Source organism: Mycobacterium sp. 852013-50091_SCH5140682, assembly GCF_001665685.1.
In the GTDB taxonomy this organism is placed as follows: domain Bacteria; phylum Actinomycetota; class Actinomycetes; order Mycobacteriales; family Mycobacteriaceae; genus Mycobacterium.
On record NZ_LZTB01000018.1, the window covers coordinates 63,430 to 88,363 of the forward strand.

Annotated in this window: 25 protein-coding genes; 19 read left to right on the forward strand and 6 right to left on the reverse strand. The window is 67.3% G+C overall.

The window, feature by feature from the left end; all coding sequences use genetic code 11:
• The first annotated feature begins 12 nt into the window (after positions 1 to 12).
• Genes lepB through A5784_RS07130 form a run of 3 tightly spaced genes read left to right on the forward strand, consistent with a single transcriptional unit; the run spans position 13 to position 1,951 of the window.
• The gene (lepB, locus tag A5784_RS07120; protein WP_156750427.1) at positions 13 to 867 is read left to right on the forward strand and encodes a signal peptidase I; all 855 of its coding nucleotides are present in this window, start codon (positions 13 to 15) and stop codon (positions 865 to 867) included.
• A gap of 24 nt (positions 868 to 891) precedes the next feature.
• A complete protein-coding gene (locus tag A5784_RS07125; RefSeq protein WP_502687501.1) occupies positions 892 to 1,611 on the forward strand; it encodes a ribonuclease HII in 720 nt (239 codons plus the stop codon).
• Between the two features lie 34 nt (positions 1,612 to 1,645).
• A complete protein-coding gene (locus tag A5784_RS07130; protein ID WP_018600763.1) occupies positions 1,646 to 1,951 on the forward strand; it encodes a DUF2469 domain-containing protein in 306 nt (101 codons plus the stop codon).
• A gap of 10 nt (positions 1,952 to 1,961) precedes the next feature.
• Here the strand turns inward: A5784_RS07130 and A5784_RS07135 are convergent, their stop codons facing one another.
• From A5784_RS07135 to A5784_RS07155, 5 genes are all read right to left on the reverse strand, one after another.
• Positions 1,962 to 2,663 (reverse strand): dienelactone hydrolase family protein, encoded by a 702-nt coding sequence (locus A5784_RS07135; RefSeq protein ID WP_064943706.1) that lies wholly within the window; start codon positions 2,661 to 2,663, stop codon positions 1,962 to 1,964.
• A 23-nt stretch (positions 2,664 to 2,686) separates the two neighbouring features.
• Entirely contained in the window at positions 2,687 to 4,150 is a 1,464-nt protein-coding gene (locus A5784_RS07140) for a protein adenylyltransferase SelO (RefSeq protein WP_064943708.1), read from the reverse strand.
• The gene (locus A5784_RS07145) at positions 4,147 to 4,533 is read right to left on the reverse strand and encodes a DUF2237 family protein (RefSeq protein WP_064943710.1); all 387 of its coding nucleotides are present in this window, start codon (positions 4,531 to 4,533) and stop codon (positions 4,147 to 4,149) included. Before A5784_RS07145 ends, A5784_RS07140 begins: the two co-directional genes overlap by 4 nt.
• A gap of 44 nt (positions 4,534 to 4,577) precedes the next feature.
• Positions 4,578 to 5,780, reverse strand: coding sequence for a serine hydrolase domain-containing protein (locus tag A5784_RS07150; protein ID WP_064943712.1), 1,203 nt, complete (start codon positions 5,778 to 5,780; stop codon positions 4,578 to 4,580).
• Positions 5,781 to 5,843: 63 nt separating this feature from the next.
• Positions 5,844 to 7,439, reverse strand: a complete 1,596-nt coding sequence (locus A5784_RS07155) for a PucR family transcriptional regulator (protein ID WP_064943714.1) — start codon at positions 7,437 to 7,439, stop codon at positions 5,844 to 5,846.
• A gap of 112 nt (positions 7,440 to 7,551) precedes the next feature.
• Between A5784_RS07155 and A5784_RS07160 the strand changes: the two genes are divergently transcribed.
• The 6 genes from A5784_RS07160 (at position 7,552) to A5784_RS07185 (ending at position 15,628) form a co-directional block, all read left to right on the forward strand.
• Positions 7,552 to 9,045, forward strand: coding sequence for a CoA-acylating methylmalonate-semialdehyde dehydrogenase (locus A5784_RS07160; protein WP_064943716.1), 1,494 nt, complete (start codon positions 7,552 to 7,554; stop codon positions 9,043 to 9,045).
• Between the two features lie 112 nt (positions 9,046 to 9,157).
• Positions 9,158 to 10,543 (forward strand): aspartate aminotransferase family protein, encoded by a 1,386-nt coding sequence (locus tag A5784_RS07165; protein WP_064943900.1) that lies wholly within the window; start codon positions 9,158 to 9,160, stop codon positions 10,541 to 10,543.
• Positions 10,544 to 10,670: 127 nt separating this feature from the next.
• On the forward strand, positions 10,671 to 11,444 hold the full coding sequence (locus tag A5784_RS07170) for an HAD-IIA family hydrolase (RefSeq protein ID WP_064943719.1): 774 nt from the start codon (positions 10,671 to 10,673) through the stop codon (positions 11,442 to 11,444).
• Positions 11,445 to 11,459: 15 nt separating this feature from the next.
• Positions 11,460 to 13,601 carry a thiamine pyrophosphate-dependent enzyme gene (locus tag A5784_RS07175; protein WP_064943721.1) on the forward strand — a complete coding sequence of 714 codons (2,142 nt, stop codon included), beginning with the start codon at positions 11,460 to 11,462 and terminating at the stop codon, positions 13,599 to 13,601.
• Between the two features lie 12 nt (positions 13,602 to 13,613).
• Positions 13,614 to 14,831: a CoA transferase gene (locus A5784_RS07180; protein WP_064943723.1), complete on the forward strand. Its 1,218-nt coding sequence runs from the start codon at positions 13,614 to 13,616 to the stop codon at positions 14,829 to 14,831.
• Positions 14,828 to 15,628, forward strand: coding sequence for an acyl-CoA thioesterase (locus tag A5784_RS07185; protein WP_064943725.1), 801 nt, complete (start codon positions 14,828 to 14,830; stop codon positions 15,626 to 15,628). Before A5784_RS07180 ends, A5784_RS07185 begins: the two co-directional genes overlap by 4 nt.
• 12 nt (positions 15,629 to 15,640) lie before the next feature.
• On the opposite strand, the gene A5784_RS07190 is transcribed toward A5784_RS07185, so the two are convergent.
• Positions 15,641 to 15,994 carry an HAD family hydrolase gene (locus tag A5784_RS07190; protein WP_064943727.1) on the reverse strand — a complete coding sequence of 118 codons (354 nt, stop codon included), beginning with the start codon at positions 15,992 to 15,994 and terminating at the stop codon, positions 15,641 to 15,643.
• Positions 15,995 to 16,092: 98 nt separating this feature from the next.
• Between A5784_RS07190 and A5784_RS07195 the strand changes: the two genes are divergently transcribed.
• The 10 genes from A5784_RS07195 (at position 16,093) to A5784_RS07240 (ending at position 24,910) form a co-directional block, all read left to right on the forward strand.
• Positions 16,093 to 16,683 carry a TetR/AcrR family transcriptional regulator gene (locus A5784_RS07195; protein WP_064943729.1) on the forward strand — a complete coding sequence of 197 codons (591 nt, stop codon included), beginning with the start codon at positions 16,093 to 16,095 and terminating at the stop codon, positions 16,681 to 16,683.
• Positions 16,684 to 16,693: 10 nt separating this feature from the next.
• Complete coding sequence (locus A5784_RS07200; RefSeq protein ID WP_156750428.1) at positions 16,694 to 17,395, forward strand: hypothetical protein; 702 nt, start codon at positions 16,694 to 16,696, stop codon at positions 17,393 to 17,395.
• A gap of 85 nt (positions 17,396 to 17,480) precedes the next feature.
• Complete coding sequence (locus A5784_RS37420) at positions 17,481 to 17,903, forward strand: hypothetical protein (protein WP_156750429.1); 423 nt, start codon at positions 17,481 to 17,483, stop codon at positions 17,901 to 17,903.
• Positions 17,904 to 17,949: 46 nt separating this feature from the next.
• Positions 17,950 to 18,816, forward strand: coding sequence for an alpha/beta fold hydrolase (locus A5784_RS07210; protein ID WP_064943732.1), 867 nt, complete (start codon positions 17,950 to 17,952; stop codon positions 18,814 to 18,816).
• A gap of 89 nt (positions 18,817 to 18,905) precedes the next feature.
• A complete protein-coding gene (locus tag A5784_RS07215; protein WP_064943734.1) occupies positions 18,906 to 19,274 on the forward strand; it encodes a YraN family protein in 369 nt (122 codons plus the stop codon).
• A gap of 1 nt (position 19,275) precedes the next feature.
• On the forward strand, positions 19,276 to 20,787 hold the full coding sequence (locus A5784_RS07220) for a YifB family Mg chelatase-like AAA ATPase (RefSeq protein ID WP_064943736.1): 1,512 nt from the start codon (positions 19,276 to 19,278) through the stop codon (positions 20,785 to 20,787).
• Positions 20,784 to 21,920, forward strand: coding sequence for a DNA-processing protein DprA (gene dprA, locus A5784_RS07225; protein ID WP_064943738.1), 1,137 nt, complete (start codon positions 20,784 to 20,786; stop codon positions 21,918 to 21,920). Before A5784_RS07220 ends, dprA begins: the two co-directional genes overlap by 4 nt.
• A 39-nt stretch (positions 21,921 to 21,959) precedes the next feature.
• Positions 21,960 to 22,808 carry an MBL fold metallo-hydrolase gene (locus tag A5784_RS07230; protein ID WP_064943740.1) on the forward strand — a complete coding sequence of 283 codons (849 nt, stop codon included), beginning with the start codon at positions 21,960 to 21,962 and terminating at the stop codon, positions 22,806 to 22,808.
• Between the two features lie 50 nt (positions 22,809 to 22,858).
• Positions 22,859 to 23,725 carry a siderophore-interacting protein gene (locus A5784_RS07235; protein ID WP_064943742.1) on the forward strand — a complete coding sequence of 289 codons (867 nt, stop codon included), beginning with the start codon at positions 22,859 to 22,861 and terminating at the stop codon, positions 23,723 to 23,725.
• Positions 23,726 to 23,749: 24 nt separating this feature from the next.
• Positions 23,750 to 24,910 carry a lactate 2-monooxygenase gene (locus tag A5784_RS07240; protein WP_064943744.1) on the forward strand — a complete coding sequence of 387 codons (1,161 nt, stop codon included), beginning with the start codon at positions 23,750 to 23,752 and terminating at the stop codon, positions 24,908 to 24,910.
• The last annotated feature ends 24 nt before the right edge of the window (positions 24,911 to 24,934 follow it).

Here is a 24,934-nt window from a genome sequence, read left to right on the forward strand (position 1 = left end):
ACTGTGGACGCCGTGACCGGACCCGCCGACTCTGCCGACTCGTCATCGGAAGACATCGTCAACACCGATTCCGAGACGTCCAAGCCGGATTCCGGCGCCGCCTCTGAAGACTCCACCGAAGAAGCGCCCAAGCGCAAGCGGTCATCGCTGCGCGAGGGCGCCATTCTGGTGACCATCGCGATCGTCCTGTACTACGTGATGCTGACGTTCGTCGCGCGTCCCTATCTGATCCCGTCGGAGTCGATGGAGCCGACGCTGCACGGCTGCAGCGGCTGTGTCGGCGACCGGATCATGGTGGACAAGGTGACCTACCGGTTCACCAAGCCGAGCCCGGGCGACGTGGTGGTGTTCAAAGGCCCGCCATCGTGGAACATCGGCTACAAGTCGATCCGCTCGGACAACACCGCGGTGCGGTGGGTGCAGAACGCGCTCTCATTCATCGGCTTCGTTCCGCCCGACGAAAATGACCTCGTCAAAAGGGTGATCGCGGTCGGCGGTCAGACGGTCGAGTGCCGCGCCGACACCGGATTGACGGTTGACGGCAAACGCCTCAACGAGCCGTACCTCGACCCCGCCACGATGAATGCCGACCCGCAGATCTACCCGTGCCTCGGCAATGAGTTCGGTCCCGTCACCGTGCCGCAGGACCGGCTCTGGGTGATGGGCGACAACCGCACGCATTCAGCTGATTCGCGGATCCACTGCACCAATGTGCCCGCCGACGTGCAACGCGGTGTGCATTGCACCGGGGACCCGATGGCCGGCACCGTACCGGTGGACAATGTGATCGGTAAGGCGCGATTCATCGCCTGGCCGCCCGGCCGCTGGGGCGGCGTCAGCAGCGTGAATCCGCAGACCGACTCATAGGCGGAGGCCCCAGTGCCTCAAGAAGTGAAGATGTCGTGGCCGCCTCGAACGGTGATCCGGAAGGCCTCGGGCCTGCGGACCCTTGAGTCCGCGCTGTACCGAAACGGGCTCGGGCCCGTCGCAGGCGTCGACGAGGTGGGCCGCGGGGCATGCGCGGGGCCGCTGGTCGTGGCGGCCTGCGTGCTCGGGCCCAACCGGTTGGAAAGCCTGGCCGACCTCGACGATTCCAAGAAGCTCGGCGAGAAGGATCGCGAACGGCTGTTTCCGCTGATCCGCCGCTACGCGCTGGCCTATCACGTGGTGTTGATTCCGTCGACCGAGGTGGATCGCCGCGGCGTGCACGTGGCCAATATCGAGGGGATGCGCCGCGCGGTGGCCGGGTTGTCGGTGCGGCCTGGTTACGTGTTGTCCGACGGATTCCGGGTACCCGGTCTTGCCGTGCCGTCCCTTCCGGTGATCGGTGGTGATGCCGCTGCAGCATGCATAGCCGCGGCCAGTGTGCTGGCCAAGGTCAGTCGCGACCGGCTGATGGTGGAGATGGAACGCGAGCACCCGGGCTACGGGTTCGCCGAGCACAAGGGTTACAGCACGCCTGCGCACACCGCGGCGATGGCGAAACTTGGGCCGTGTGCGCAGCACCGCTACTCGTATGTGAACGTGCGGCGGGCCGCGGAGACGGTCGGAATGTTGCCGCCCGTGCAGTTGCGGGATCGGTGCGACGTGATGGGCTCAGGTGGGGAATGATGGAACGCAACCTAGACGAAGGACAGCAGAGTTTATGAGTGCCGAAGATCTCGAGAAGTACGAAACCGAGATGGAGCTCTCGCTGTACCGCGAATACAAGGACATCGTCGGGCAGTTCAGCTACGTCGTGGAGACCGAACGGCGGTTCTACCTCGCCAACAGCGTCGAACTGGTACCGCGCAACGCCGACGGTGAGGTCTACTTCGAGTTGCGGTTGGCGGACGCGTGGGTGTGGGACATGTACCGGCCTGCGCGGTTCGTCAAACAGGTCCGGGTCATCACCTTCAAGGACGTGAACATCGAAGAGGTCGAGAAACCCGAGCTGCGGCTGCCGGAGTAACCGGCCAGCACTACGCCGCGGCGTGCAGGTGCTTGCCGAAGAACGCGAAGACCCGGGTCCAGGCGTCGGCGGTGGCGGCCTCGTTGTAGCCGAACCCGGTGATCCGCAGCAGCGGCTGGGCGGGCAGCAGGTTGGCGAAGCTGTGACCGGCGTCGGGGTAGACCTTGATGTCGGACGCGATGTTCTTCGCGTCGACGATCTTGCGCAGGCGTGCCGGGGCGCCGATGCCCAGCGGGTCGCGGCGCCCGAAGCTGGCGACGATGGGGCACGACGCGTCGAGGATCTCGTCGAGCCGCCGCGGCAGGGGAGTGCCGTAGAACGGGGCTGATGCGGCGAAACCCTTGGGCCCCATGACAAGTGCGAATTGTCCGCCCATGCAGAACCCGGCGATGCCGACGGTGCCGGTGCACTCCGGCAGGGACGTCAGGTGGTCCCGGGCCGCCAGGATGTCATCGAGCGCGCGACCGCGTTGAGTCAACAGGTCACGCATCACCCGCGTGACACACCGGGCCCGACCGCCGCGGGCGAAGAGGTTTGGCGTGAGCGCCAGGTAGCCGGCCGCGGCGATGCGCTCCGACACCAGCTCATTGTCGGGCGCGTAGCCGATGGCGTCATGAACCACCACGACACCCGGCCACGGCCCGTCGCCTTCCGGCGTGTCCAGCAGCGCGTCGATGGGACCGTCGGGAGTGTCGAGACTGATCGTCGTCACCCTTGCCAACCTAATCGCGCGGTTCAGGTCCCGCAGAATGTGCGGTAGGCGCCGAAGTCGGGCGGCGCGGGCTGGGCGTAGCGCTGCAGCCCGGGCCGCACGTCATACGGTGCCGACACGGCCTCCAGTAGGTCTTCGAGCGGTGCCAGCTCACCGGCGGTCGCGGCGGCCAAGGCCTCCTCGACCAGGTGGTTGCGGGGGATGTAGACGGGATTGACGCGGTCCATCGTGTCCGGCGCAGGCGCGAGGGCGCGCCAACGCGTCAACCAGTCCTCGAAGGCTTCGGGCTCGGCGAACAGATTGCGCACCGGCCCGGCGTCACCGCGCGCGGCATGTGCCAGGCCGCGGAAGAACGACGTGTAGTCCACGCGGCCGGCCAGCAGCGCCTTGAGCAGATCCTCGATCAAACTGGTTGCCTGCTGGTGCGAAACACCCTCGGACAGGCCGAGTTTGGTGCGCATACCGGTCAACCACGCGTCCTGGAATCGGGTGCGGAACCCGGCCAGCGCATCGGTCGCCAAGGCCACCGCCCGTTCGCTGTCCTCGGCGATCAACGGCAGCAGGGTTTCGGCGAACCGGGCCAGGTTCCATTCGGCCACCGCGGGCTGGTTGCCATAGGCGTAGCGCCCGCCGTGATCGATCGAGCTGAACACGGTCGCCGGGTCATAGGTGTCCATGAATGCGCACGGGCCGTAGTCGATGGTTTCCCCGGAGATGGTCATGTTGTCGGTGTTCATCACGCCGTGGATGAAGCCGACGAGCATCCACCGGGCCATCAGTTCGGCCTGCACGGTGACGACGGCCTCGAACAAGGCCAGGTACGGGTTGTCGGCCGCGGCGGCGTCGGGGTGATGGCGGTCGATGGCGTGGTCGGCCAGACGCTGCAGCAGGTCGGTGTCCCGCCCGTAGGCGGCGGCGTACTGGAAGCTGCCCACCCGCAGATGGCTGGCCGCCACTCGGGCCAGCACCGCCCCGGGCTGAGGGGTTTCACGCAGCACGCCGCGGCCGGTTGCCGTCACGGCCAGCGACCGCGTGGTCGGGATACCCATGGCATGCATGGCTTCGCTGATGATGTACTCGCGCAGCATCGGCCCGACGACGGCCAGGCCGTCGCCTCCGCGGGCGAACCGAGTGCGTCCTGATCCTTTGAGGTGCAGGTCGCGCAGCTGCCCACCGGTGTCGACCAGTTCGCCGAGCAGCAATGCGCGTCCGTCCCCGAGCCGCGGTACATAACCGCCGAACTGGTGCCCGGCGTAGGCCTGGGCCACCGGGTTCGCGGCGTCGGGGATCGCGGTGCCCAGCAGCAGACCGACACCGTCCGGCGTGCGCAGCCAGGCGGGGTCAAGGCCCAGTTCGAGGGCCAGCGCGTCGTTGAGCACCAGCAGCTGAGGGGACGGCGCGGTTTCGGCCCGCCACTCGACCGCCAGTTCGGGCAGTTCCCTGGCGAACCGGTTGTCGAGCACGACAGCCGGTTTCACGCCCGTCACAGGCTGCCCAGATCGTCGGGAACATCGACGGCGTAGCGCTGCAGGATGTCGAGAGGCACCACCTCGAGGGTGCTCTCGTGGGTGGCGGCCAGGACGACGGGAGCCGCGCAGCCGTCCTGATGGGCGCGCAGCCAGTTGGACGCCGTGACACACCAGCGATCCCCTGGCCTCAGCCCGGGAAATCGGAAATGTGGTGCGGGTGTCGACAGGTCGTTGCCGATGACCTTCTGATGCTCCAGGAACTCGGTGGTCACCACCGCACAGATGGTGTGCCTGCCGAGGTCGCCGTCACCGGTCGAGCAGCAGCCGTCGCGGTAGAAGCCGGTCAGCGGATCGGTACCGCATTCGTCCAAGGGACCGCCCAGCACGTTGCGATCAGCCATCAGTCCAGTATTGCCCGTCGGTGCGCTTTCCGATGGTGGCGGGTTCAGGAAAGCTGCGCGGCGATCTCGTTGAACGCGGCGATGGTGGGGAACAGCTTGGCTGCGTCCTGTGGATACGGCCAGCTCGAGAGCTTGGCGGCGACGATGTTCGCTGCGCGGTTCACGTAGATCATCTGGCCGTGGATGCCCAGGCAGAGCAGCACGGTGTTGCCGGGCCCGGGGAACCAGCACTGATTGCGGTACATGCCCCCGGGCATGCGGTTGTCGTCCGGGCTGGCGGCGAATGCCGACCGCGAGTCGATACCTCCGGCGAAGGTGTCGGCGATCCAGGACAGCGGTACCACCCGCTCACCGGTCAGCGACGTGCCGCCATTGACGAACAGCGACCCGAACCGCACCAGGTCCCGCAGGCACGCGTTGATGCCGCCGTCGAACATCCCGGTTCCGACGGAGTCGACGCCGATGGTGGCGTCCTGCTGTGCGCCGAGCTTGCTCCACAGCAGCTGTGACATGAGATCGGGCATCCTGGCCCCGCCGGCGGCCTCACAGATCCAGCCGAGCACATCGGTTTCGCACGAGCGGTATTCGAACGGGCCGCCGTGGGCCGACTTCTGCCGCAGGGTCAGCAGGAAGTCGTACATGGTGGACGGCAGCTCGGGCACGGTGCGGGGGGCCCAGCCGATGGCCTGCTCGAGCAGCCGCACCTCGGCCATCGGGTCCAGATAGGCCTCGGAAAACGAGATGCCAGAACGCATGTCGAGCAGATTGCGCACGGTGGCGCCGGCGTAGCCCGACTGTTCCAGCGCCGGAACGTATTTGGTGAGCGGAGCATCGACGTCGAGGGCACCGCTGGCGGTAAGCGCGCCGGCGACGATGCCGACCATCGACTTGCTGACCGACATCAGGATGTGGCTGGACTCGGGCGTCATGCCGCTGTAGTAGTGCTCCTCGAGCACCTTCCCGCGCTGGGTGACGATCCAGCCGTCGGTGGCCGTGGAGGTCATCACCTCGCCGACGGTGGTCTGGGTGGCGTTGGTGCTGTCGTACATCGGGATCGACGACAGATCTGCCGTGGCGGCGGGCAGGTCGGCCACCGGCCCCGCGCCGCGGCTGATCGCCGCAGTCGGCAAGAAGTCGGCGATGTGCTGGAAAGTCCAGTGCAACTGCTCGGCAGACTGCCAGTTCTGCAGCGTCAACTCTGCCGGTACGTTGCCGGATTCGGTAGCGGATTCGTTGCCGAGCAGCATGTGTGTTCCAGCCTCCCAATGCCGTGCCGGTGTTGCCCAGCAATGTCCTCGGACGACACTAACTCAGCGGGCTTCGGCGCTGCGCTGGGCATCGAGGATTAGCAGTGCCACGTGCAGCGACGTCATCGACTCGCCGTCCTCGAGGTCCATGTCGAGGCGTCTTTGGATGGCGGCCAAGCGGCTGTACAAGGCCGGTCGGCTCATGTGCAGCCGCTTGGCCAAGGCGGATTTGTTGCCCGCCAGTTCGAGGAAGCCCCGCAGCACCGCGAGGTCGTTCTCGCCGTGATCGGCGTCACGGATCAGCAGGTTCTTGAGTTCCGTCTCGGCGAAGGTTTGCACCCGCGGGTCGTCCTGCAGCAAGGCGAGCAGCCCGCGCAGCCGGACGTCCGAGGCCCGTACGAACGGTCGCTGAATTCTCGACATCGACAGCGCCACCTCGGCGACGTGCGCGGATTCCCGCAGACCGTGCACGGCGTCGGCAAATCCGCTGGCGCTGCCGCCCACGGCGACGACGACCTTGTCGGTGTCCCCGCCACGGCCGATGGTTTCGCGCAGCCCCTCGGCCAGCCGGGTGAGGCCGGCATCGGGGGTGCTGCCACGTCGGGTCGCCACGGCCAGCACCAGGCCGATCTCGCCGTCGCGGCGGACCGACAAGATCGCGGTGTGGCCCTGGGACTTCACGCTGTGCGCGACGGCGTCGAGGATGCGCAGGTTGCGACGCTGCACGCCGACCGGGTCGAGGCGGTCCGCCGGCGCGGCCACCCGGACGGTGACCGGCAGATACGGCCCGCCCGCCCGCAGTCCCAGTGCGACGGCCCGGGCGTCCGCGTCGCGGTCGTCGGCGATGCGACCGCCGAGGACGTCGTCGATCAACCCGCTCTGGGCCTGGTGTTCGAGCCCTGAGCGGCCGCGTTCGGCCATCCGGTGCAGGGCCAGCGCCTGGGAGGCGCGCTCGAGCACCATCTTGGCCTGGGCCGGCGCCGCCGGTGGGTGAGGGATGATCAGCCGTCCCCACTCCTCGGCGCGGGGCCCGACGGTGGTCGTGGCCCAGTTTTCGGTCATGGCTCGCGACCGCCGTTGCCAGTTGTCGAGCACCACGGTGGCCGCTTCGTGGCGCGGGGATACCGCCAGCACCTGATGGGACAGGTCCTCCAACACCACCGATTCGTCGACCATGTCGGCAGCCGCGCGCACGATGTCGGCCAGTGAGGCGCGCTTCATGCTGAGGTCGGTGAACGTCTGATGGGTGCGGTGCGCGAACGCCAGCTCCTCGTACTGGTCGGCCACGATGAGCCGGTGCACCGCCTCGGTGACCTCGACGAATTTGGTTTCGCGGTGCAGCACCACCAGTGGCATACCGAGTGACGCGGCAATGCGGGCGGTGCCCTCGGGCAGCACGTCGATCCGGGTGCCCAGCTCGACCACCACACCGACAGCTCCTGCGCGCCCCATCCTGTCGAGGTAATCGTGCGGGGCGTCGCGGAGAGCGGAACCCGTGGTCAGCACCAGCTCGCCGCCCTGCAGCAGACCGGACAGATCGGGCATGTCGCTGGCGTGCACCCAGCGCACCGGGCGGTCGAGGTTCTCGGCGCTCACCACCTCGGGGAGGCCCGCGCGGACGACGGGGAGGTCGATGACGTCGCGAACGGTCGGGATCATTTACAGATTGTAATAAGAAGGCCGGGTCCGGATACATAATGACGGGCTCTGACCGGTGTTGCGTGCCGCAAAGTAATAGTCACAGTTCACCCATCTGAGGAGGTCCCCGCATATGAGCAACGTCATCCAGCACTGGCGCAACAACGAGACGTTCGCCGGTTCGTCGACGGCCACGTCGCCGGTGACCAACCCGGCTACCGGCGAGGTGACCGGTGAGTTGCGGCTGGCCAGCGTGGAGGACGCGCAGACGGTGATCGACGCTGCGGCTGCGGCGTTCCCGGAATGGCGGGACACCTCACTGGCCAAGCGCACCCAGGTGCTGTTCACGTTCCGCGAGCTGATCAACGCCCGCAAGGAAGAGTTGGCGGCCATCATCACCGCCGAGCACGGCAAGGTGCTCTCCGACGCCCTCGGTGAGGTTTCCCGCGGTATCGAGGTCGTCGAATTCGCTTGCGGCATCCCGCATCTGCTCAAGGGTGGCTACACCGAGAACGCCTCGACCAAGGTCGACGTGCACTCGGTACTGCAGCCGCTGGGCCCCGTCGGCGTCATCTCGCCGTTCAACTTCCCCGCCATGGTGCCGATGTGGTTCTTCCCCATCGCCATCGCCGCGGGCAACACCGTGGTGATCAAGCCCTCGGAGAAGGACCCCTCGGCCGCGATCTGGATGGCCGAGCTGTGGAAGGAAGCCGGCCTGCCCGCCGGCGTGTTCAACGTCCTGCAGGGTGACAAGACCGCGGTCGATGAGCTGCTGACCAACCCCAAGATCAAGGCCATCTCGTTCGTCGGCTCGACCCCGATCGCGCAGTACGTCTACGCCACCGCCACCGCTGCGGGCAAGCGCGTGCAGGCCCTCGGCGGCGCCAAGAACCACGCCGTCATCCTGCCCGACGCCGATCTGGATCTGGCCGCCGACGCCATGGTCAACGCCGGTTTCGGTTCGGCAGGCGAGCGCTGCATGGCCATCTCCGCGGCTGTCGCGGTCGGCCCGATCGCCGACGACCTGGTCGCCAAGATCGCCGAGCGCACCGCCACCATCAAGACCGGTGACGGCACCAAGGATTCGGACATGGGCCCGCTGGTCACCAAGGCTCACCGCGACAAGGTGGCCTCCTACATCGACGCCGGCGAGGCCGCAGGCGCCAAGGTCGTGGTCGACGGTCGCACGGTGATCGCCAACGGCGGCGCCGACGGGTTCTGGCTGGGCCCGACCCTGCTGGACAATGTCACGCCCGAGATGAGCGTCTACACCGACGAGATCTTCGGACCGGTCCTGTCGGTCGTGCGTGTCGAAACCTACGACGAGGCACTCGAACTCATCAACAGCAACCCCTACGGCAACGGCACCGCGATCTTCACCAACGACGGTGGCGCGGCACGGCGCTTCCAGAACGAGGTCGAGGTCGGCATGGTCGGCATCAACGTGCCGATCCCGGTTCCCATGGCGTACTTCAGCTTCGGTGGCTGGAAGGCCTCGCTGTTCGGTGACAGCCACGCCCACGGCACCGAGGGTGTGCACTTCTTCACCCGCACCAAGGCCATCACCACCCGCTGGCTCGACCCCAGCCACGGTGGCATCAACCTGGGCTTCCCGCAGAACGGGTAATCCTGGACTGTTGTGTGGCCCATCCGGACAAACCCCTCGCCGGATGGGCCACGCAACTCCAGAGAACGGCAATCGACCCCCGCTGCTGCGAGCACGAATGAGAGACTTGACCATGACTTTGACCGACGAGTCCACCCTGCTGCCCAACGGATTGACCGTGGAGGCGGCCCGCGCCGAGGCGGCGCGTACCTACGAACTCGACCGCGCCCACGTGTTCCATTCGTGGTCCGCGCAGGCCGAGATCTCCCCGATGACGATCACCGCATCGCAGGGATCGTATGTCTGGGACGGTGACGGTAACCGGCTGCTGGATTTCTCCTGCCAGCTGGTCAACACCAACATCGGTCATCAGCACCCGAAAGTCGTTGCGGCCATTGCTGAACAGGCCGCCAAGCTGTGCACCGTGGCTCCGCAGCATGCCAATGACGCGCGCTCGGAGGCCGCTCGGCTGATCGCCGAGCGCACCCCGGGCGAGCTGAACAAGATCTTCTTCACCAACGGTGGCGCCGATGCCATCGAGCACGCGGTGCGCATGGCCCGCCTGCACACCGGCCGGTACAAGGTGCTCACCCGGTACCGCTCCTACCACGGTGGCACCGAGACCGCGATCAACATGACCGGTGACCCGCGCCGGTGGCCCAACGACCACGGCAACGCAGGCATCGTGCACTTCTTCGGGCCGTTCCTGTACCGCTCGCGCTTTCACGCCACCACCGAGGCCGAGGAATCCGCGCGCGCGTTGGAGCACCTCGAGGAGACCATCCGCATGGAGGGTCCGTCGACCATCGCCGCCATCGTGCTGGAATCCATTCCGGGCACCGCGGGCATCATGATCCCGCCGCCGGGATACATCGCAGGCGTGCGCGAGATCTGCGACCGCTACGGCATCATGTACATCGCCGACGAGGTGATGGCAGGCTTCGGGCGCAGCGGAAAGTGGTTCTCCGTCGACCACTTCGACGTGGTGCCGGATCTGCTGACCTTCGCCAAGGGCGTCAACTCAGGCTACGTCCCGCTCGGTGGTGTCGCGATCAGCCCGGCCATCGCCGAGACCTTCGCCCACCGCGCCTACCCGGGCGGGCTGACCTACTCGGGTCATCCGCTGGCCACCGCGGCCGCCGTCGCCACCATCAATGCGATGGAGGACGAAGGCATGGTCGACAACGCGGCCCGCATCGGCGCCGAGGTGATCGCGCCCGGCCTGGCCGAGTTGGCCGCCAAGCATCGCAGCATCGGTGAGGTGCGCGGTGCCGGCGTGTTCTGGGCCGTCGAACTCGTCGCGGATCAGCAGACCCGCGAACCGCTGGCCCCGTACGGTGGCTCGAGCCCGGCGATGAACGCGGTCATCGCGGCGTGTAAGGCCGATGGCCTGCTGCCGTTCGCCAACTTCAACCGGATCCATGTCGTGCCGCCGTGCAACGTCACGGCCGACGAGGTGCGCGAGGGTCTGGCGATCCTGGACAAGGCGTTCGACGTCGCCGACGAGCACGCGCGCTGATTCTCCCCACCGATGCCCGGCCGTGCGTGCGACGCGCGGCCGGGCATCGGCGTCTGTTCAACCCGTTCTGCGGCATGCGCGCGTCGTCATGCTGTGAATCGGTGACCGACTTGGCAGACTGAACCCCGTGCGTTCACATGCCCAGTGCTGGTTGACAGACATGGACGGAGTCCTCGTCCACGAGGACTCCGCGATTCCCGGAGCCGCCGAGTTCCTGCAGACATTGGTGGACAAGGAACGGCCGTTTCTGGTCCTGACCAACAATTCGATCTTCACGCCGCGGGATCTGGCAGCCCGGCTGCTGCGTTCCGGCCTGTCGGTGCCGGAACCGGCGATCTGGACCTCGGCACTGGCGACGGCGGCGTTCCTCGACGGTCAGTTGCCCGGCGGGTCGGCCTACGTCATCGGCGAGGCCGGGCTCACCACCGCGCTGCACGAGGTCGGCTACACGCTGACCGACACCGCCCCGGACTTCGTCGTGTTGGGCGAAACCCGCACCTATTCGTTCGAGGCCATCACCAAGGCGATCCGGCTGATCATCGGCGGCGCGCGGTTCATCGCCACCAACCCCGATGTCACCGGGCCGTCGGCGGAGGGGCCGCTGCCCGCGACCGGTTCGGTGGCGGCGATGATCACCAAAGCCACCGGCCGCGAACCGTATTTCGTCGGCAAGCCCAACCCGATGATGTTCCGCAGCGCGCTCAACCGGATCGAGGCGCACTCGGAGAACACCGTGATGGTGGGGGATCGGATGGACACCGATGTCGTGGCCGGTATCGAGGCCGGGCTCGACACCATCCTCGTGTTGACGGGATCCACTCAGGTCGACGACATCCAGCGCTACCCGTTCCGTCCCAGCCGTGTCTTACCCTCGATCGCCCAGGCGATCGAGCTGATCTGACCGTCAGGGGGTCAGGTGGCTGAGTCCATCGACGAGTACTTCACCGCTACCGTCGCGGCGTGGGCCGACACCGGGCCCGGCGCAACCGAATCCGCCTTGCCGGTGCCGAATGTGTTGGCGCTCTTCGATGCTCAGCTGACGAGTCGTCACCTCGACCTGGCCGCCCGCTGGTTGCGGTCGCAGGGCAAGGGGTTCTACACCATCGGTTCGTCGGGGCACGAAGGTAACGCAGCGGTCGCGGCCGCACTTCGGCCCACGGATCCGGCCCTGCTGCACTACCGATCGGGCGGGTTCTACCTGGCCCGGGCCGCGCAGGTGGCCGGCTCGGATCCGGTGCGTGACGTGCTGTTGGGCCTGGTCGCGGCCACCGAGGAACCGATATCGGGTGGTCGGCACAAGGTGTTCGGCCGCCACGACCTGAACATCATTCCGCAGACCTCGACCATCGCATCGCATCTGCCACGCGCGGTCGGGGTGGCCTTCTCGATCGCCCGTACCCGCAAGCTCGGGGTGGCGTGCCCGTGGCCGGACGATGCCGTGACGGTATGCAGTTTCGGCGACGCCTCGGCCAACCATTCGACCGCAGTCGGTGCGGTCAACGCCGCGCTGCACGCCTCCTATCAGGGGCTGCCGATGCCGCTGCTGTTCGTGTGCGAGGACAACGGGATCGGAATCAGCACGCCGACGCCGCGCGGGTGGATCGAACGCGCTTACGGTCACCGCGAAGGACTGCAGTACTTCGCGGCGGATGGCTGCGACCTGGCCGACGCGTACGCCGCCGCGAGCGCCGCCGCCGACTGGGTGCGCAGCCAACGGCGGCCGGCGTTCCTGCATCTCAAAACCGTTCGGTTGATGGGCCATGCCGGCTCAGACTACGAGCCCGGGTATCGACGGCCCGCCGAGATCAGCGCGGACTTCGACCTCGACCCGGTGCTGGCCACCGCGAAACTGCTTGTGGCGCACGGTCTTCTGACGCCGGAGCAAGTGCTGCAGCGGTATGAGTCCAAGCGCGCCGAGGTGATTGAGCTGGCCCGGGTAGTCGCCGAATCACCTCAGCTCGACAGCGTCGACGCCGTGACCCGGCCGCTGGACGATGTTCTCGACGACGCCCGGTCGGTGTCGGTCACGCCCCCGGCCGGCGAACCGAATCTCACTGTGGCCCTTGCCATCAACCGCGCCCTGCAGGACGTGTTGAAGGCCCATCCCGAGGTGATCGTGTTCGGCGAGGACGTCGCACGCAAGGGTGGGGTGTACGGCGTGACACGTGGCCTGCAGGCGGCGGCGGGGCGGGCCCGGGTATTCGACACCTTGCTGGACGAACAGACCATTCTGGGGCTGGCGCTGGGGGCGGGAGTCTCCGGGCTGCTGCCGATCCCCGAAATCCAGTACCTGGCATACCTGCACAACGCCTCCGACCAGATCCGCGGTGAGGGCGCCACGCTGCAGTTCTTCTCCAACCGCCAGTATCGCAATCCGATGGTGGTGCGTATCGCCGGATACGGCTACCAAAAAGGGTTCGGCGGACATTTCCACAACGACAACTCCATCGCCGCGATCCGCGACATCCCCGGAGTGGTGATCGCGTCGCCCGCCCGGCCCGACGACGCCGCGGCCATGCTGCACGCGTGCATCGGTATCGCGAAAAGCGCCGGGGCCGTGTGTGTTTACCTCGAACCCATCGCGCTGTATCACACCCGTGACCTGTACACCGACGGTGACGGGGAATGGCTGGCGGACTATCCGGCGCAGCCGGTCGAGCTTGGCCGGGCCCGCATCTACGGGGACGGAACGGATTTGACGATGCTTACCTTCGGTAACGGCCTGTGGATGAGCCTGCGCGTGGCCCGCCGACTGGCAGAGCTCGGCATCGACGCGCGGGTGGTGGATCTGCGCTGGCTGGCGCCGTTGCCGCTCGACGACATGATGCGCGAGGCCGAGGCGACGGGCCGTGTGCTCATCGTCGACGAGACCCGGCGGACCGGCGGCGTCGGTGAAGGTGTGCTGGCCGAGCTGCTTGCGCACGGGTACTCCGGGAAAGTGGCGAGGGTGGCCAGCAGTGACAGCTTCATCCCACTGGGTGACGCGGCCCTGCAGGTACTGCTCTCCGAGGACACCATCGAGGCGGCAGCGGTGAAGCTGGTGGGCACCGGCGCTTGATAGCTTGACCGCATGGTCGAACCTGCAACGTCACGGCCGTTGGCCGGTGTCCGGGTCATCGAGATCTCCAGCTTCGTCGCGGTGCCGTTGGCGGGGATGACACTCGGCCAGCTGGGCGCCGAGGTGGTCCGGGTCGACCCGATCGGCGGCGCGGCCGACTACCACCGCTGGCCGGTCACCGAGGACGGCGAGAGCATCTACTGGGCCGGGCTCAACAAGGGCAAGCGGTCGGTGGCCGCCGATATACGCTCTATCGACGGCCGGCGGCTGGTGCAGCGGCTGATCATCGAGGACGGTGTGTTGATCACCAATGTGACGGGCCGGCAATGGCATTCGTACGATGAGCTGGTGGCGGCCCGGCCCGACCTGATCCACGTCGAGGTGTCAGGACGGGCCGACGGCGGCACCGGGGTCGACTACACCGTCAACGCCGGGGTCGGGTTTCCGCTGGTGACCGGACCGGCCCAGCTCGCTGCCCCGGTCAACCACGTCCTGCCCGCCTGGGACATCAGCTGCGGGCTCTACGTGGCGCTGGCGGTCAGTGCCGCGCTGCGTCGTCGCGATGCCACCGGTGAGGGCGCCCGGATCAGTATCCCGTTGGAGAATGTCGCGCTGGCGACGGCGGGCAACCTGGGATTTCTCACCGAGGTGATGATCAACGGGACCGAACGCGAGCGGCTCGGCAACACCCTCTTCGGCACCTACGGGCAGAACTTCACCAGCAGCGACGGGGCGGCATTCATGCTCGTCGCACTCACCGGTCGGCACTTCCAGGGCCTCACCGAGGTTACCGGCACCACGAAAGCCGTTGCGGCACTGGCTGAAGCGCTGGGCGCCGACTTCGCCGACGAAGGTCAGCGCTACATTCACCGCGACGCCCTCACGGGCCTGTTCACGCTGTGGTTCAGCCAGCACACCGCCGAGGAGATCGCGGCAGCACTGTCGACGACCTCGGTGCTGTGGGAGCGCTACTGCAGCTTCACCGAGGTCGCCACCGATCCCCGCGTGACGGCCAACCCGCTGTTCACGCCGCTCGACCAACCGCGCATCGGGCGGTACCTGGCGCCGGGCCTGCCGATGGCGATCGACGGGACCTACCCGCCCGCGGTGCCCGCGCCCGCCGTCGGCGACGACACTGCCGCAGTGTTGTCCGAACACCTCGGTCTCGCCGCCGACGAAATCGCCGCACTGTCCGAATCGGGAACTATCGCAACAGGTTTGATCAAGTGAGTACGCTGCTGAAGTTACTCGACGTGCGCGCCGACGGCGACGGATACGTCGGCGAGAGCATCGGGCCGGATGGCAAACGGGCGTACGGCGGCCAACTGGCCGCGCAGAGTCTGGCAGCGGCCTGCGGTACCGTCGAGGCCGACCGTTCGCCGACCAACGTGCACGTGCAGTTCCTGCGGGCAGGCGATGCAGGAGAACCCGTGCACTATCGGGTGCAGCGGATTTACGACGGCCGGACCGCGGCTGCCCGTCGCGTCGAGTCCTATCAGAACGACCGGCTCCTGACGGCAGCGACGGTGTCTTTCGCAACCAAGCTGGCGGGGCCGGAACACGGTCACACCTCACTGCCGGGTGACCCCGAAGCGCTCGAACACACCGGAGCGCCCGGGCCCGCTCCGTCACTGCCGTTGGGGGAGTTCGACATCCGTTTCGACGACGCCGGTACTGCCGACGCGTTCGTGCGCCGGTTCTGGTGGCGCGTCACCACCGAGCTTCCCGACGAGCCGTTGGTGCACACCTTGATCGCGGTGTACATCACCGACCTCTACGGCATCGACCCGGTGCTGGCCGTACACGGACACAGCATGCGGTCGCGCGCATTGCGCAGCGGCACCACGGATTCCTCGATCTGGTTTCATCGTCCGGTGCGCGCCGATCGGTGGAATCTGCTCGAGGCGCGCTCACCGGCGGCTGCACGTGGACGCGGCGTCGCCTCCGCAAGCCTCATCGGGTCTGACGGCTGGGTCGCCGCAACGCTCGTGCAGGAGGGGCTGGTCGCCGACCGCCCCGCGCAGTGATCAGATCGCGGATCAGCCGACGATGAGGTTCAGTAAACCCAGGTCACAGTCCTCGAGATCGTCGATGGCGATATCGGGCTCGATGTCTGGAAGGAACACACCTCTTCGGGCCGTCTCGGTGATGCCGACCGGCCGCTGAGGATTCTTGCCTGCGTAGTCGTCGACATACTCGGCAACGCCGAGCGCCTCAGCCACCCGCCGGGCATAGGCGGGGCCTCCGCCGCTCCACACGACGATCTTGGTGTTCTTGAACTGCGACAGCGTGATCAACAGCGTCCTGATGTGGTCAGCGGGCGCAATGGTCCGCTGGTCGGTGCTCTTGAGAAGCGTTCCATCGCAATCGAAGGCGATGACGATTTCTTTCACGGTGCGATCTTGCCGGTTGTCGGCTCGGAGCAGCTACGGGGCACACCGGCGCGCCGGTCAGCCCATCGGAATACCTGAAGCAACTATTACAGTGAGGCATGGCTCGATCGATCGACCATGCGAAGCGGGAGGAACTGCTCGCCTCCGCCGGCGCTGTGCTCGCTCGCACCGGGCTGACCGAGACGTCGCTCCGGTCGCTGGCCGCTGAGATGGGCACCAGCGCACGCATGCTCGTGTACTACTTCGGCAGCAAAGAGCAACTGACCCTCGAAGTGCTCAACCGCCAGCAGCGGGCCGCGATACCCCAAACCGACGAACTCGATCTGCCCGTGTCGGTGGCGGCACACCGGGAGTGGTGCATGCAGGACTGGCACGCCTGCACACGTGGCGACCGCAGCGACACCCTGCGGGTCGTCCTGCAGGTGTTCGGTGCCGCATGCGGGCGGGACAGTCCCTACCGCGAGTACACCTGGGAGACACTGTCACTGCTCACCAGGAACTCTCAGGCACGGCTGGAGGCGCTCGGCATGCCCACCCACGTTGCCGAAACCCGGTCACGCATCGCGTTGGCGGCTTTTCAAGGCTTGATCATCGAGTACTTCACGGCTGAGGACACCGCACACGTGGACGACACGTTTGTGCGCTTCGTCGATGAGTTCCTGTTGGCGCCCTTCGCATCTACCGAATAGGACCCGCGGCATGTCAGGTATCGACGAGTCTGCCCTTGCGGCCGCGACAGATTGGGATTCCGGGCCCATCAGCGTCCTTGAGCCCGGACCGACGACTCGTTCGCTCATACCGCAGGCATGGTGGCCTGTGGCCGAATCAGCCGATCCGCGCGATCGTGTGCGCGCCGCCTTGGCCACCTGGACCGAGGATTTCTTGGCGATGATTCCCCGCTACGCAGGGGTGTTGAGGAACTCGCTCGTCGACGTACGGGTGGCCAAACACAGCTGGCTCAGCGCACCGTCGCTGGACTACGTCGTCAGTCGGTTCAACGGCGAGCTGCTCGTATGGGTCGGGGAAGATCCCCGGACCTTCGGCGACGAGATACCGCCGCTGTTCGAGTCGGTGCCGCCGGCGGTACAAACGTTCCTGCGGACCGTACATGCGGGCTACACGATCTACGACGGCGAATCCTGTGGTGTCGCTTCACCTTCTGCCATGCGGACCCTCGCTGCGTACTGGGGCAAGCCCGACCGCGACGAGTTCGAGGAGTGGGAGGAGGACTACCCCTTTCCCGGCAGCCGACGTCTACTCATGATCACCGGTTGTGATACGCCGAAACTGTTCACTTCGCCGGATCTGCCGCCCGGTACCGCCGTCACCTACTTCGAGCCCGAGTACGAGATGCTGCCATTCGGTGAGGCGCTGGACATCTTCATGAACATGCCGGTGTGATGAGCCGACGCGGCAAATTGCCGCGTCGAACACCGCATGAGCGGTGCGATGCTTGATAGATGGATTGTGCAGGGCGGGTGCTGTGGTGACCGGGGCCGATGACCCTGGGGCCGGTGCGGCCGGGTCCGCCGTCCCGCATCCCTACGAATGGCACGAACAATATCCATACGACGGGCCGCAACACCCGCCGACGCCCGCGCCCGGGCAGAGCCAAGGGGTGCTCGCAGTGCGGATCGTGGCGGCCGTGTTGGGTGGAACTGCCGCAGTGCCATGGCTACTGATGGTGTGGATGGTCCTCTCGTCGGCATTCTCCACGAACCCTGCGCAGGACCCACATGGTTACGGCATGATCTTCGGATTCCTGGCGTACTTGCCACTGAGCCTCGTCTGCGCGGTGTTGCTGCCCCTGGCGTTGCCAAAACGACTGTGGTGGCGCGGTTTCGCCGTTTCAGCAGTGCTTCTTTTCGGGATCACCGGCCTACTGATACTCGCAATAGACCAGGCGTGATCCGCAGTGGCGCCCGGACAACAGGGCTGACGTAGAGTCGGCACCGATGCCTGCCTTCGCCGACCCGGATCTGGAGAGCGCCTACTTTCGGGCCTACGACGCGGTCATGGCCCACTGGCCGGTGCCGACCGAGACCGTCGATCTGTCCGGGAGGTACGGCACCACTCGAATCACATCAGCCGGGCCGGTGTCGGCGCCCCCGCTGGTCCTGCTGCACGGCCTCGGTGCCACCTCGGCGATGTGGTACCCCATCGTGGGGACGTTGGCCGACCATCACCGGGTGCGAGCCGTGGACATCATGGGTGAACCGGGTCGCAGCCGCCACACTGGCGCTCCGATCGACGGCATGGACGACATGGTGGCTTGGCTCGCAGAGACTTTCGACCTGCTGGAGCTTCCAACAGCCGACTTGTGCGGACACTCGTTTGGCGGGCATCTCGCGCTGCGATTCTCGCTGGCGCATCCAGCCCGGGTGCGGCGGCTGGTCCTGCTCGATCCGGTTCTGGCGTTCGCCCCATTGCCGCCTCAGTTCGCCGAGTTCGCCCAAAACCGCGACGTCCATCCGACTTTCGCGGCTGCGCGCGCGATGTTCGAGCCGGGCGTTTCGGGCAGCGGGCCGGCTCGCGAGGCATACCTGGACCTGCTCGCTCATGGGGCGGCGCACTTCCCGGCCTCGCCCGTCGCGACGCCCGAACTGCCCGATCCGCTGCCGCCGCTGCCGGTTCCCACCCTGGTCGTGCTGGCCGGAGACAGCGCCGTGCACGATCCGGACAGCGCAGCACGGGCAGCGCAGCGGGCGGGGGCTCGGACGGTGACGGTGTCGGGCGTGGGGCACGGTCTGGTGACTGACGCTCCGGGTGCGGTCGCCGACCTGGTCGTCGACCACCTGCGCTGCCAGCCGTCTACCGGTTGACGCAATCCGGCCTGTGGATGAAGTACAACTTGGGGATAACTGACCGGTTCTAGACGAATTCTGTCGGACCGTGGTCGCACGGTATCGGCATGACTTCAATGACTCGGGCTGAGATCGGCGCGCTGGGTGAGCAATTGGCGGTCGAGCATCTGGCGACCGTCGGGCTGCGGGCCTTGGTTCGCAACTGGCGGTGTCGCTACGGCGAACTTGACGTGATCGCCGAGGACGCGGCCGCAGGCACAGTGGTGTTCGTCGAGGTGAAGACCCGCACCGGCGACGGTTTCGGCGGTCTGGCCGAGGCGGTGCCCGCGCAGAAAGTGCGCCGGCTGCGCCGGTTGGCCGCGCTCTGGCTGGCCGAACAGGACCGCAGGTGGTCCGAGGTGCGCATCGATGTGATCGGCGTACGTATCGGCAGGCGGCGTGAGCCGGAGATCATTCATCTGCAGGGGGTGGGTTGAAATGAGTTTGGGCAGAGCGTATTCGGTGGCCGTGCGGGGTCTCGACGGGGTGATCGTCGAGATCGAGGCCGACATCAGCTCCGGCCTTCCCGGTGTTCATCTGGTGGGGCTGCCCGATGCCGCGTTGCAGGAATCCCGGGATCGGGTGCGGGCAGCGATCACCAACTGCGGTGCCAGCTGGCCGATGTCACGCCTCACGTTGGCGTTGTCGCCCGCGACGTTGCGCAAGGTGGGGTCTGCGTACGACTTGGCTCTGGCCAGTGCGGTGTTGTCGGCGAACACCAAGACCGCGTGGGCACGGCTGGAGAAGACGGTGCTCTTGGGAGAACTTTCGTTGGACGCTCGGGTGCGGCCGGTGCACGGTGTGCTGCCTGCGGTGCTGGCGGCCAAGCAGGAAGGGTGGCCGACGGTGGTGGTGCCGGTCGACAACCTGGCCGAGGCGAGCTTGATCGACGGCATAGAGGTGTGGGGTGTGCGCACCCTGGGCCAGTTGCTGGCATGGTTCGAGAACAAGGCAGACCTGGCGGCGCGGACCGCGGCGGGCGAACGTGTTGCTGAACCGACCGCTGACCTTGCCGACGTGGTCGGGCAGACGCAAGCCCGCTACGCCGTCGAGGTCGCCGCCGCGGGAGCGCACCATCTGATGCTCACAGGACCGCCCGGCACCGGCAAAACCATGCTCGCGCAACGTCTTCCCGGGCTGCTGCCGCCGCTGTCGCACGGCGAGTCGCTGGAGGTGACGGCGGTTCACTCGGTCGCGGGCCTGCTGGCGAGCGACACTCCGCTGATCACGCGGCCGCCTTTCGTCGCCCCGCACCACACGTCCAGCGTCGCGTCACTGGTCGGGGGAGGCAGCGGAATGGCGCGGCCCGGCGCGGTCAGCCGCGCCCATCGCGGCGTGCTGTTCCTCGATGAGTTCGCCGAGATGGGCACCAGTGCCCTGGAGGCGTTACGGACACCGTTGGAGGACGGCGAGATCCGGTTGGCCCGCCGCGACGGAGTGGCCTGTTACCCAGCCCGGTTCCAACTGGTTCTTGCGGCCAACCCGTGCCCGTGCGCACCACCGAACCCTGTCGACTGCATGTGCTCGGCGCAGGCCAAGCTGCGGTACCGAGGCAAGCTGTCAGGGCCGCTGGTGGACCGGGTGGATCTGCGCGTCGAGCTCAACCCGGTCAGCGCGGGCGTCTTCGTGCCCGACGCGGGGGAGTCGAGCGCCACGGTCCGGGAACGGGTGGCGGTCGCCAGGTTCGCCGCCGAGGAACGGTGGCGGCCGCACGGCATCCGCACCAACGCCGAGGTGAGCGGACCCCTGTTGAGGCGCGAATTCAGGTTGCCCCGGGCCACCATGGCGCCACTGCAGGATGCTTTGGACCGTGGCCTCATCAGCATGCGAGGCGCGGACCGCTGTTTGCGAGTCGCGTGGACGTTGGCGGATCTGGCTGGCCGCACCACACCGGCGATAGCGGATGTGGCCACCGCGTTGAGCTTTCGTCAGGCCAGGGGGATGTCATGACCGATGAGGAGCGACATGCGTGGGCATACCTGTCCCGTGTCGCCGAACCGCCATGCCCTCAGCTGGCTGACCTCGTGGCGCGATGCGGCCCGGTCGAGGCCGCCGAGCGGGTGAAGGCCGGAAATATCGATGAAAAATGGGCACACCGGGTCGAGGCGCGCCGCGAGATGGATTGTGCGCAGGCAGATCTCGATATCCTCGATCGGATGGGTGGCCGGTTGATCACCCGTGACGACGAAGAATGGCCGCTGCTGTCATTCATGGCATTCAACGGAATCGACAACCGGTCGAACGGGCATCCGCCATTGGTGTTGTGGGCGGCCGGGCCCGTACGCCTGACCGACGCGGCTGCGCGGGCGGTGGCCATCGTCGGCACTCGCGCGGCCACCGCGTATGGCGAACACGTATCTGCTGAGCTGGCAGCGGGTCTGGTCGTCCGGGATTTCGCGGTGGTGTCGGGTGGTGCCTATGGCATCGACGGCGCAGCGCACCGCGCCGCGCTGGCCTGTGAAGGCATCACCGTGGCCGTCGTGGCGGGCGGCATCGACAACCCGTACCCGTCCGGCCACAGTGCCTTGTTCCGCCGTATCCGCGAGGATTGCCTGCTCATCAGCGAGTACCCGCCGGGCACAGCGCCGGGCCGGTTGCGGTTCCTGACCCGTAACCGACTGGTGGCCGCGCTGTCGGGTGCGACGGTCGTCGTCGAGGCGGGGCTGCGCAGCGGCGCTGCCAATACCGCGTCGTGGGCCGCGGGACTCGGCAGGCCGGTGTGCGCGGTGCCAGGCCCGGTGACCTCGGCGGCCTCCGCGGGTTGTCATGTGCTGCTGCGGGGCGGGGCCAAACTTGCGACCCGGGCAGAAGATGTTGCCGAATTGGCCGGCCGCATCGGCGAACTCGCCGCCGACGAGCCGCACCCGGTCGGCCCGCTGGACGCGCTCGGCCCGGACGAGAAGCGGGTCTACGACGCACTGCCCTCGCGCGGTGGCCACACCGTCGACGAGATCGCGGTGGCCGCGGGCGTCCCGGCCCATACGGTGCTGGGCCCGCTGGCGGTGCTCGAGATCGCCGGCCTGGCGTCGGTGGAGGCCGGCTGTTGGCGGCGGCGCAAGCGGCGGAAGCGAGCCGGTGAATGATCCGAGCGCGTTCACGCAATCGCGGATATCGTCGCTGCCATGGTGGCTGCCATCGACGCAGACCGGCACGAGTTCGCGATCGGTGTCATCGGCGGTGCGACGACGGTGATCGACTACGGCGGGTTGCGCTTCGTGTCTGATCCGACGTTCGACCCGCCGGGTCCGTTCGGCCCGTATTCCAAGGTCGAGGGTCCCGCGGTACGACCCGAACAGCTCGGTCCTGTCGATGCGGTGTTGCTCAGCCATGACCTGCACATGGACAACTTCGATTACGCCGGTAGGGGTTTCGCCGCCGCAGCTGCGCTCGTGCTGACCGGCAGTCAGGCTGCCGGACGGCTCGGGGGCAACGCTCACGGCCTTGAGCCGTACGAGTCGACCGTCATCGAATCGACGGACCGCGCGGTGACGGTGTTCGCCGTACCGGCGCAGCACGGTCCCAGCGACGGCGAGCGTGACGAATACGGCAACATCAACACCGAGGTCACCGGTTTCGTCCTGCGCAGCCCGGAATTGCCGACGGTCTATGTCAGCGGGGACAACGCGTCGCTCGCCCCGGTCATGGAAATCGGCACCCGGTTCCCGGATATCAGCGTCGGGGTGCTGCATGTCGGCGCCGCGCGCGTGCCCGCCAAGTTTTCCGGACGTCCTTTGACCCTGACCTCCGACCGGGCCTCCGACGTCGCCGTCATGCTCGGGTTGTCGGCGGTGATACCGGCACATTGCCAGGGCTGGTCGCTGTACAGCGAAGGCCCGGAGAACATCCGGAAATCGTTCGCGGACGCTGGGATTGGGCACTGTCTGCGATTGGGTGAACCCGGCATCTGGTCATACATCGGCGGACCCGATGCCTACCCGTACACCCCAACGGATGCGCGGGGCTCCGTATAGTCGATGAGGTCGGCTAATCAATGGCCGACGATCGAGTTTTTGGAGGCGGTATGGCGGGACGTCCGGTCCACACGTTTGCGGTGGTGCGTCGTGAGCAGGTGACGCCACACATGGTCAGGGTGATACTCGGTGATGCGGGTCCGGGCACCGGGTTCGACACATTCTCGCCGAACGAATTCACCGACGCCTACGTCAAGCTGGTCATCGTGCCCAACGGTGTGGACGTCGGCGAGCTGCCGCAGCCGCTGACCCTCGACAGTTTTGCCGAGCTGCCCGCCGCGCATCGTCCGACCGTTCGCACCTACACCGTGCGGCAGGTCGACACCGAGCGTCGCGAGATCGCCATCGACTTCGTCGTGCACGGTGACCAGGGTGTCGCAGCGCCGTGGGCGGCCGCGGTCGTCCCGGGACAACCCGCCTATCTGATGGGCCCGAGCGGTGCCTACACACCGGACCCGGAGGCCGACTGGCACCTGCTGGCCGGTGACGAAGCCGGGCTACCGGCGATCAGTGCGGCCTTGGAGTCGCTGCCCGACAATGCGGTTGGCAAGGCCTTCATCGAGGTCGCCGGGCCTGACGACGAGGTGGCACTGAAGGCGCCCGCCGGTGTCGACGTGGCATGGATATACCGCGGCGGACGGGCCGACCTCGTCGGTGAGGACCGGGCCGGCGACAACGCGCCGCTGGTCGCCGCCGTCAAGTCGGCGCACTGGCTACCCGGCCAGGTGCAGGTGTTCATCCACGGCGAAGCCCAGGCGGTCATGCACAACCTACGGCCCTATATCCGCAAGGAACGCGGTGTCCCGGCGAAGTGGGCCGCATCGATCTCCGGGTACTGGCGCCGCGGACGCACGGAGGAGACCTTCCGGCAGTGGAAAGCCGAGCTCGCAAAAGCTGAGTCCGCCACCACGGGCTGAGGGGGAACTGGCAGGGTAGCCGACATGGCATTCGGCGACTACCAACTCGAGATCTACCTCCAGGGCCTGGCCGGTGTCGTGCCGGGTCTGCCGATGGACTACGCGGGACTGGAGGCCAAGGCGCAGGCCGCCATGCCGCCGTCAGTGTGGTCGTATGTGGCAGGCGGGGCCGGTGACGAACGCACCCAACGGGTCAATCGCAGCGCGTTCGACCGGTGGGGCCTGATGCCGCGCATGTTCAACGCGCACAAAGAGCGCGACCTGCGCGTCGAGGTGTTCGGCCTCACGCTGCCGTCGCCGTTGTTCATGGCTCCGGTCGGGGTACTCGGCATCAGCAGCCAGGACGGGCACGGTGACCTCGCCGCAGCCCGTGCCGCTGCGAAAACCGGTGTGCCGTTGATGCTTTCGACGCTCACCGAAGATCCGATGGAGGATGTCGCCGCGGAATTCGGTGACACCCCTGGGTTTTTCCAGCTCTACACCCCGACCGACAAGGAGCTGGCGGCCAGCCTGGTGCAACGCGCCGAGGCCGCCGGGTTCAAGGCCATCGTCGTCACGCTGGACACCTGGGTGCCCGGATGGCGCCCACGCGATCTGGCGACCTCGAACTTCCCCCAGCTGCGCGGCAAGTGCCTGGCCAACTACACCACCGACCCCGTCTTCCGCGCAGGTTTGGCTCAGCCGCCCGAGCAGAACCCACAGGCCACCGTGCTGCGTTGGGTCAGCCTGTTCGGTAACCCCCTGACGTGGGACGACCTGCCGTGGCTGCGGTCGCTGACTACGCTGCCGCTCATCGTCAAGGGCATCTGCCATCCCGACGATGCGCGCCGGGCCAAGGACGGGGGAGTCGACGGCATCTACTGCTCGAATCACGGCGGACGCCAGGCCAACGGCGGCGTCCCGGCGATCGACTGTCTGCCGGGCGTGGTGGAGGCGGCCGACGGGCTGCCGGTGTTGTTCGACTCGGGTATCCGCAACGGCGCAGACATCGTCAAGGCGCTCGCGCTGGGTGCCACGGCGGTCGGGGTGGGCAGGCCTTACGTGTACGGGTTGGCTCTCGGTGGGGCGGACGGCGTTGTGCACGTGCTGCGTTCGCTGCTCGCCGAGGCCGATCTGATCATGGGGGTTGACGGCTATCCCACGCTGGCACACCTCACGCCCGAAGCGTTGCGCCGAGTCGAGTAGCGGATCGGGTAGTCCGCTACTCGT

Coding starts and splice junctions, on each gene's coding strand:
- A5784_RS07235 (WP_064943742.1), top strand. CDS start 22,859: ATGGCGGGACGTCCGGTCCACACGTTTGCGGTGGTGCGTCGTGAGCAG.
- A5784_RS07160 (WP_064943716.1), top strand. CDS start 7,552: ATGAGCAACGTCATCCAGCACTGGCGCAACAACGAGACGTTCGCCGGT.
- A5784_RS07155 (WP_064943714.1), bottom strand. CDS start 7,439: ATGATCCCGACCGTTCGCGACGTCATCGACCTCCCCGTCGTCCGCGCG.
- A5784_RS07130 (WP_018600763.1), top strand. CDS start 1,646: ATGAGTGCCGAAGATCTCGAGAAGTACGAAACCGAGATGGAGCTCTCG.
- dprA (WP_064943738.1), top strand. CDS start 20,784: ATGACCGATGAGGAGCGACATGCGTGGGCATACCTGTCCCGTGTCGCC.
- A5784_RS07230 (WP_064943740.1), top strand. CDS start 21,960: ATGGTGGCTGCCATCGACGCAGACCGGCACGAGTTCGCGATCGGTGTC.
- A5784_RS07240 (WP_064943744.1), top strand. CDS start 23,750: ATGGCATTCGGCGACTACCAACTCGAGATCTACCTCCAGGGCCTGGCC.
- A5784_RS07150 (WP_064943712.1), bottom strand. CDS start 5,780: ATGCTGCTCGGCAACGAATCCGCTACCGAATCCGGCAACGTACCGGCA.
- A5784_RS07195 (WP_064943729.1), top strand. CDS start 16,093: ATGGCTCGATCGATCGACCATGCGAAGCGGGAGGAACTGCTCGCCTCC.
- A5784_RS07220 (WP_064943736.1), top strand. CDS start 19,276: ATGAGTTTGGGCAGAGCGTATTCGGTGGCCGTGCGGGGTCTCGACGGG.
- A5784_RS07180 (WP_064943723.1), top strand. CDS start 13,614: ATGGTCGAACCTGCAACGTCACGGCCGTTGGCCGGTGTCCGGGTCATC.
- A5784_RS07210 (WP_064943732.1), top strand. CDS start 17,950: ATGCCTGCCTTCGCCGACCCGGATCTGGAGAGCGCCTACTTTCGGGCC.
- A5784_RS07200 (WP_156750428.1), top strand. CDS start 16,694: ATGTCAGGTATCGACGAGTCTGCCCTTGCGGCCGCGACAGATTGGGAT.
- A5784_RS07165 (WP_064943900.1), top strand. CDS start 9,158: ATGACTTTGACCGACGAGTCCACCCTGCTGCCCAACGGATTGACCGTG.
- A5784_RS07145 (WP_064943710.1), bottom strand. CDS start 4,533: ATGGCTGATCGCAACGTGCTGGGCGGTCCCTTGGACGAATGCGGTACC.
- A5784_RS07215 (WP_064943734.1), top strand. CDS start 18,906: ATGACTTCAATGACTCGGGCTGAGATCGGCGCGCTGGGTGAGCAATTG.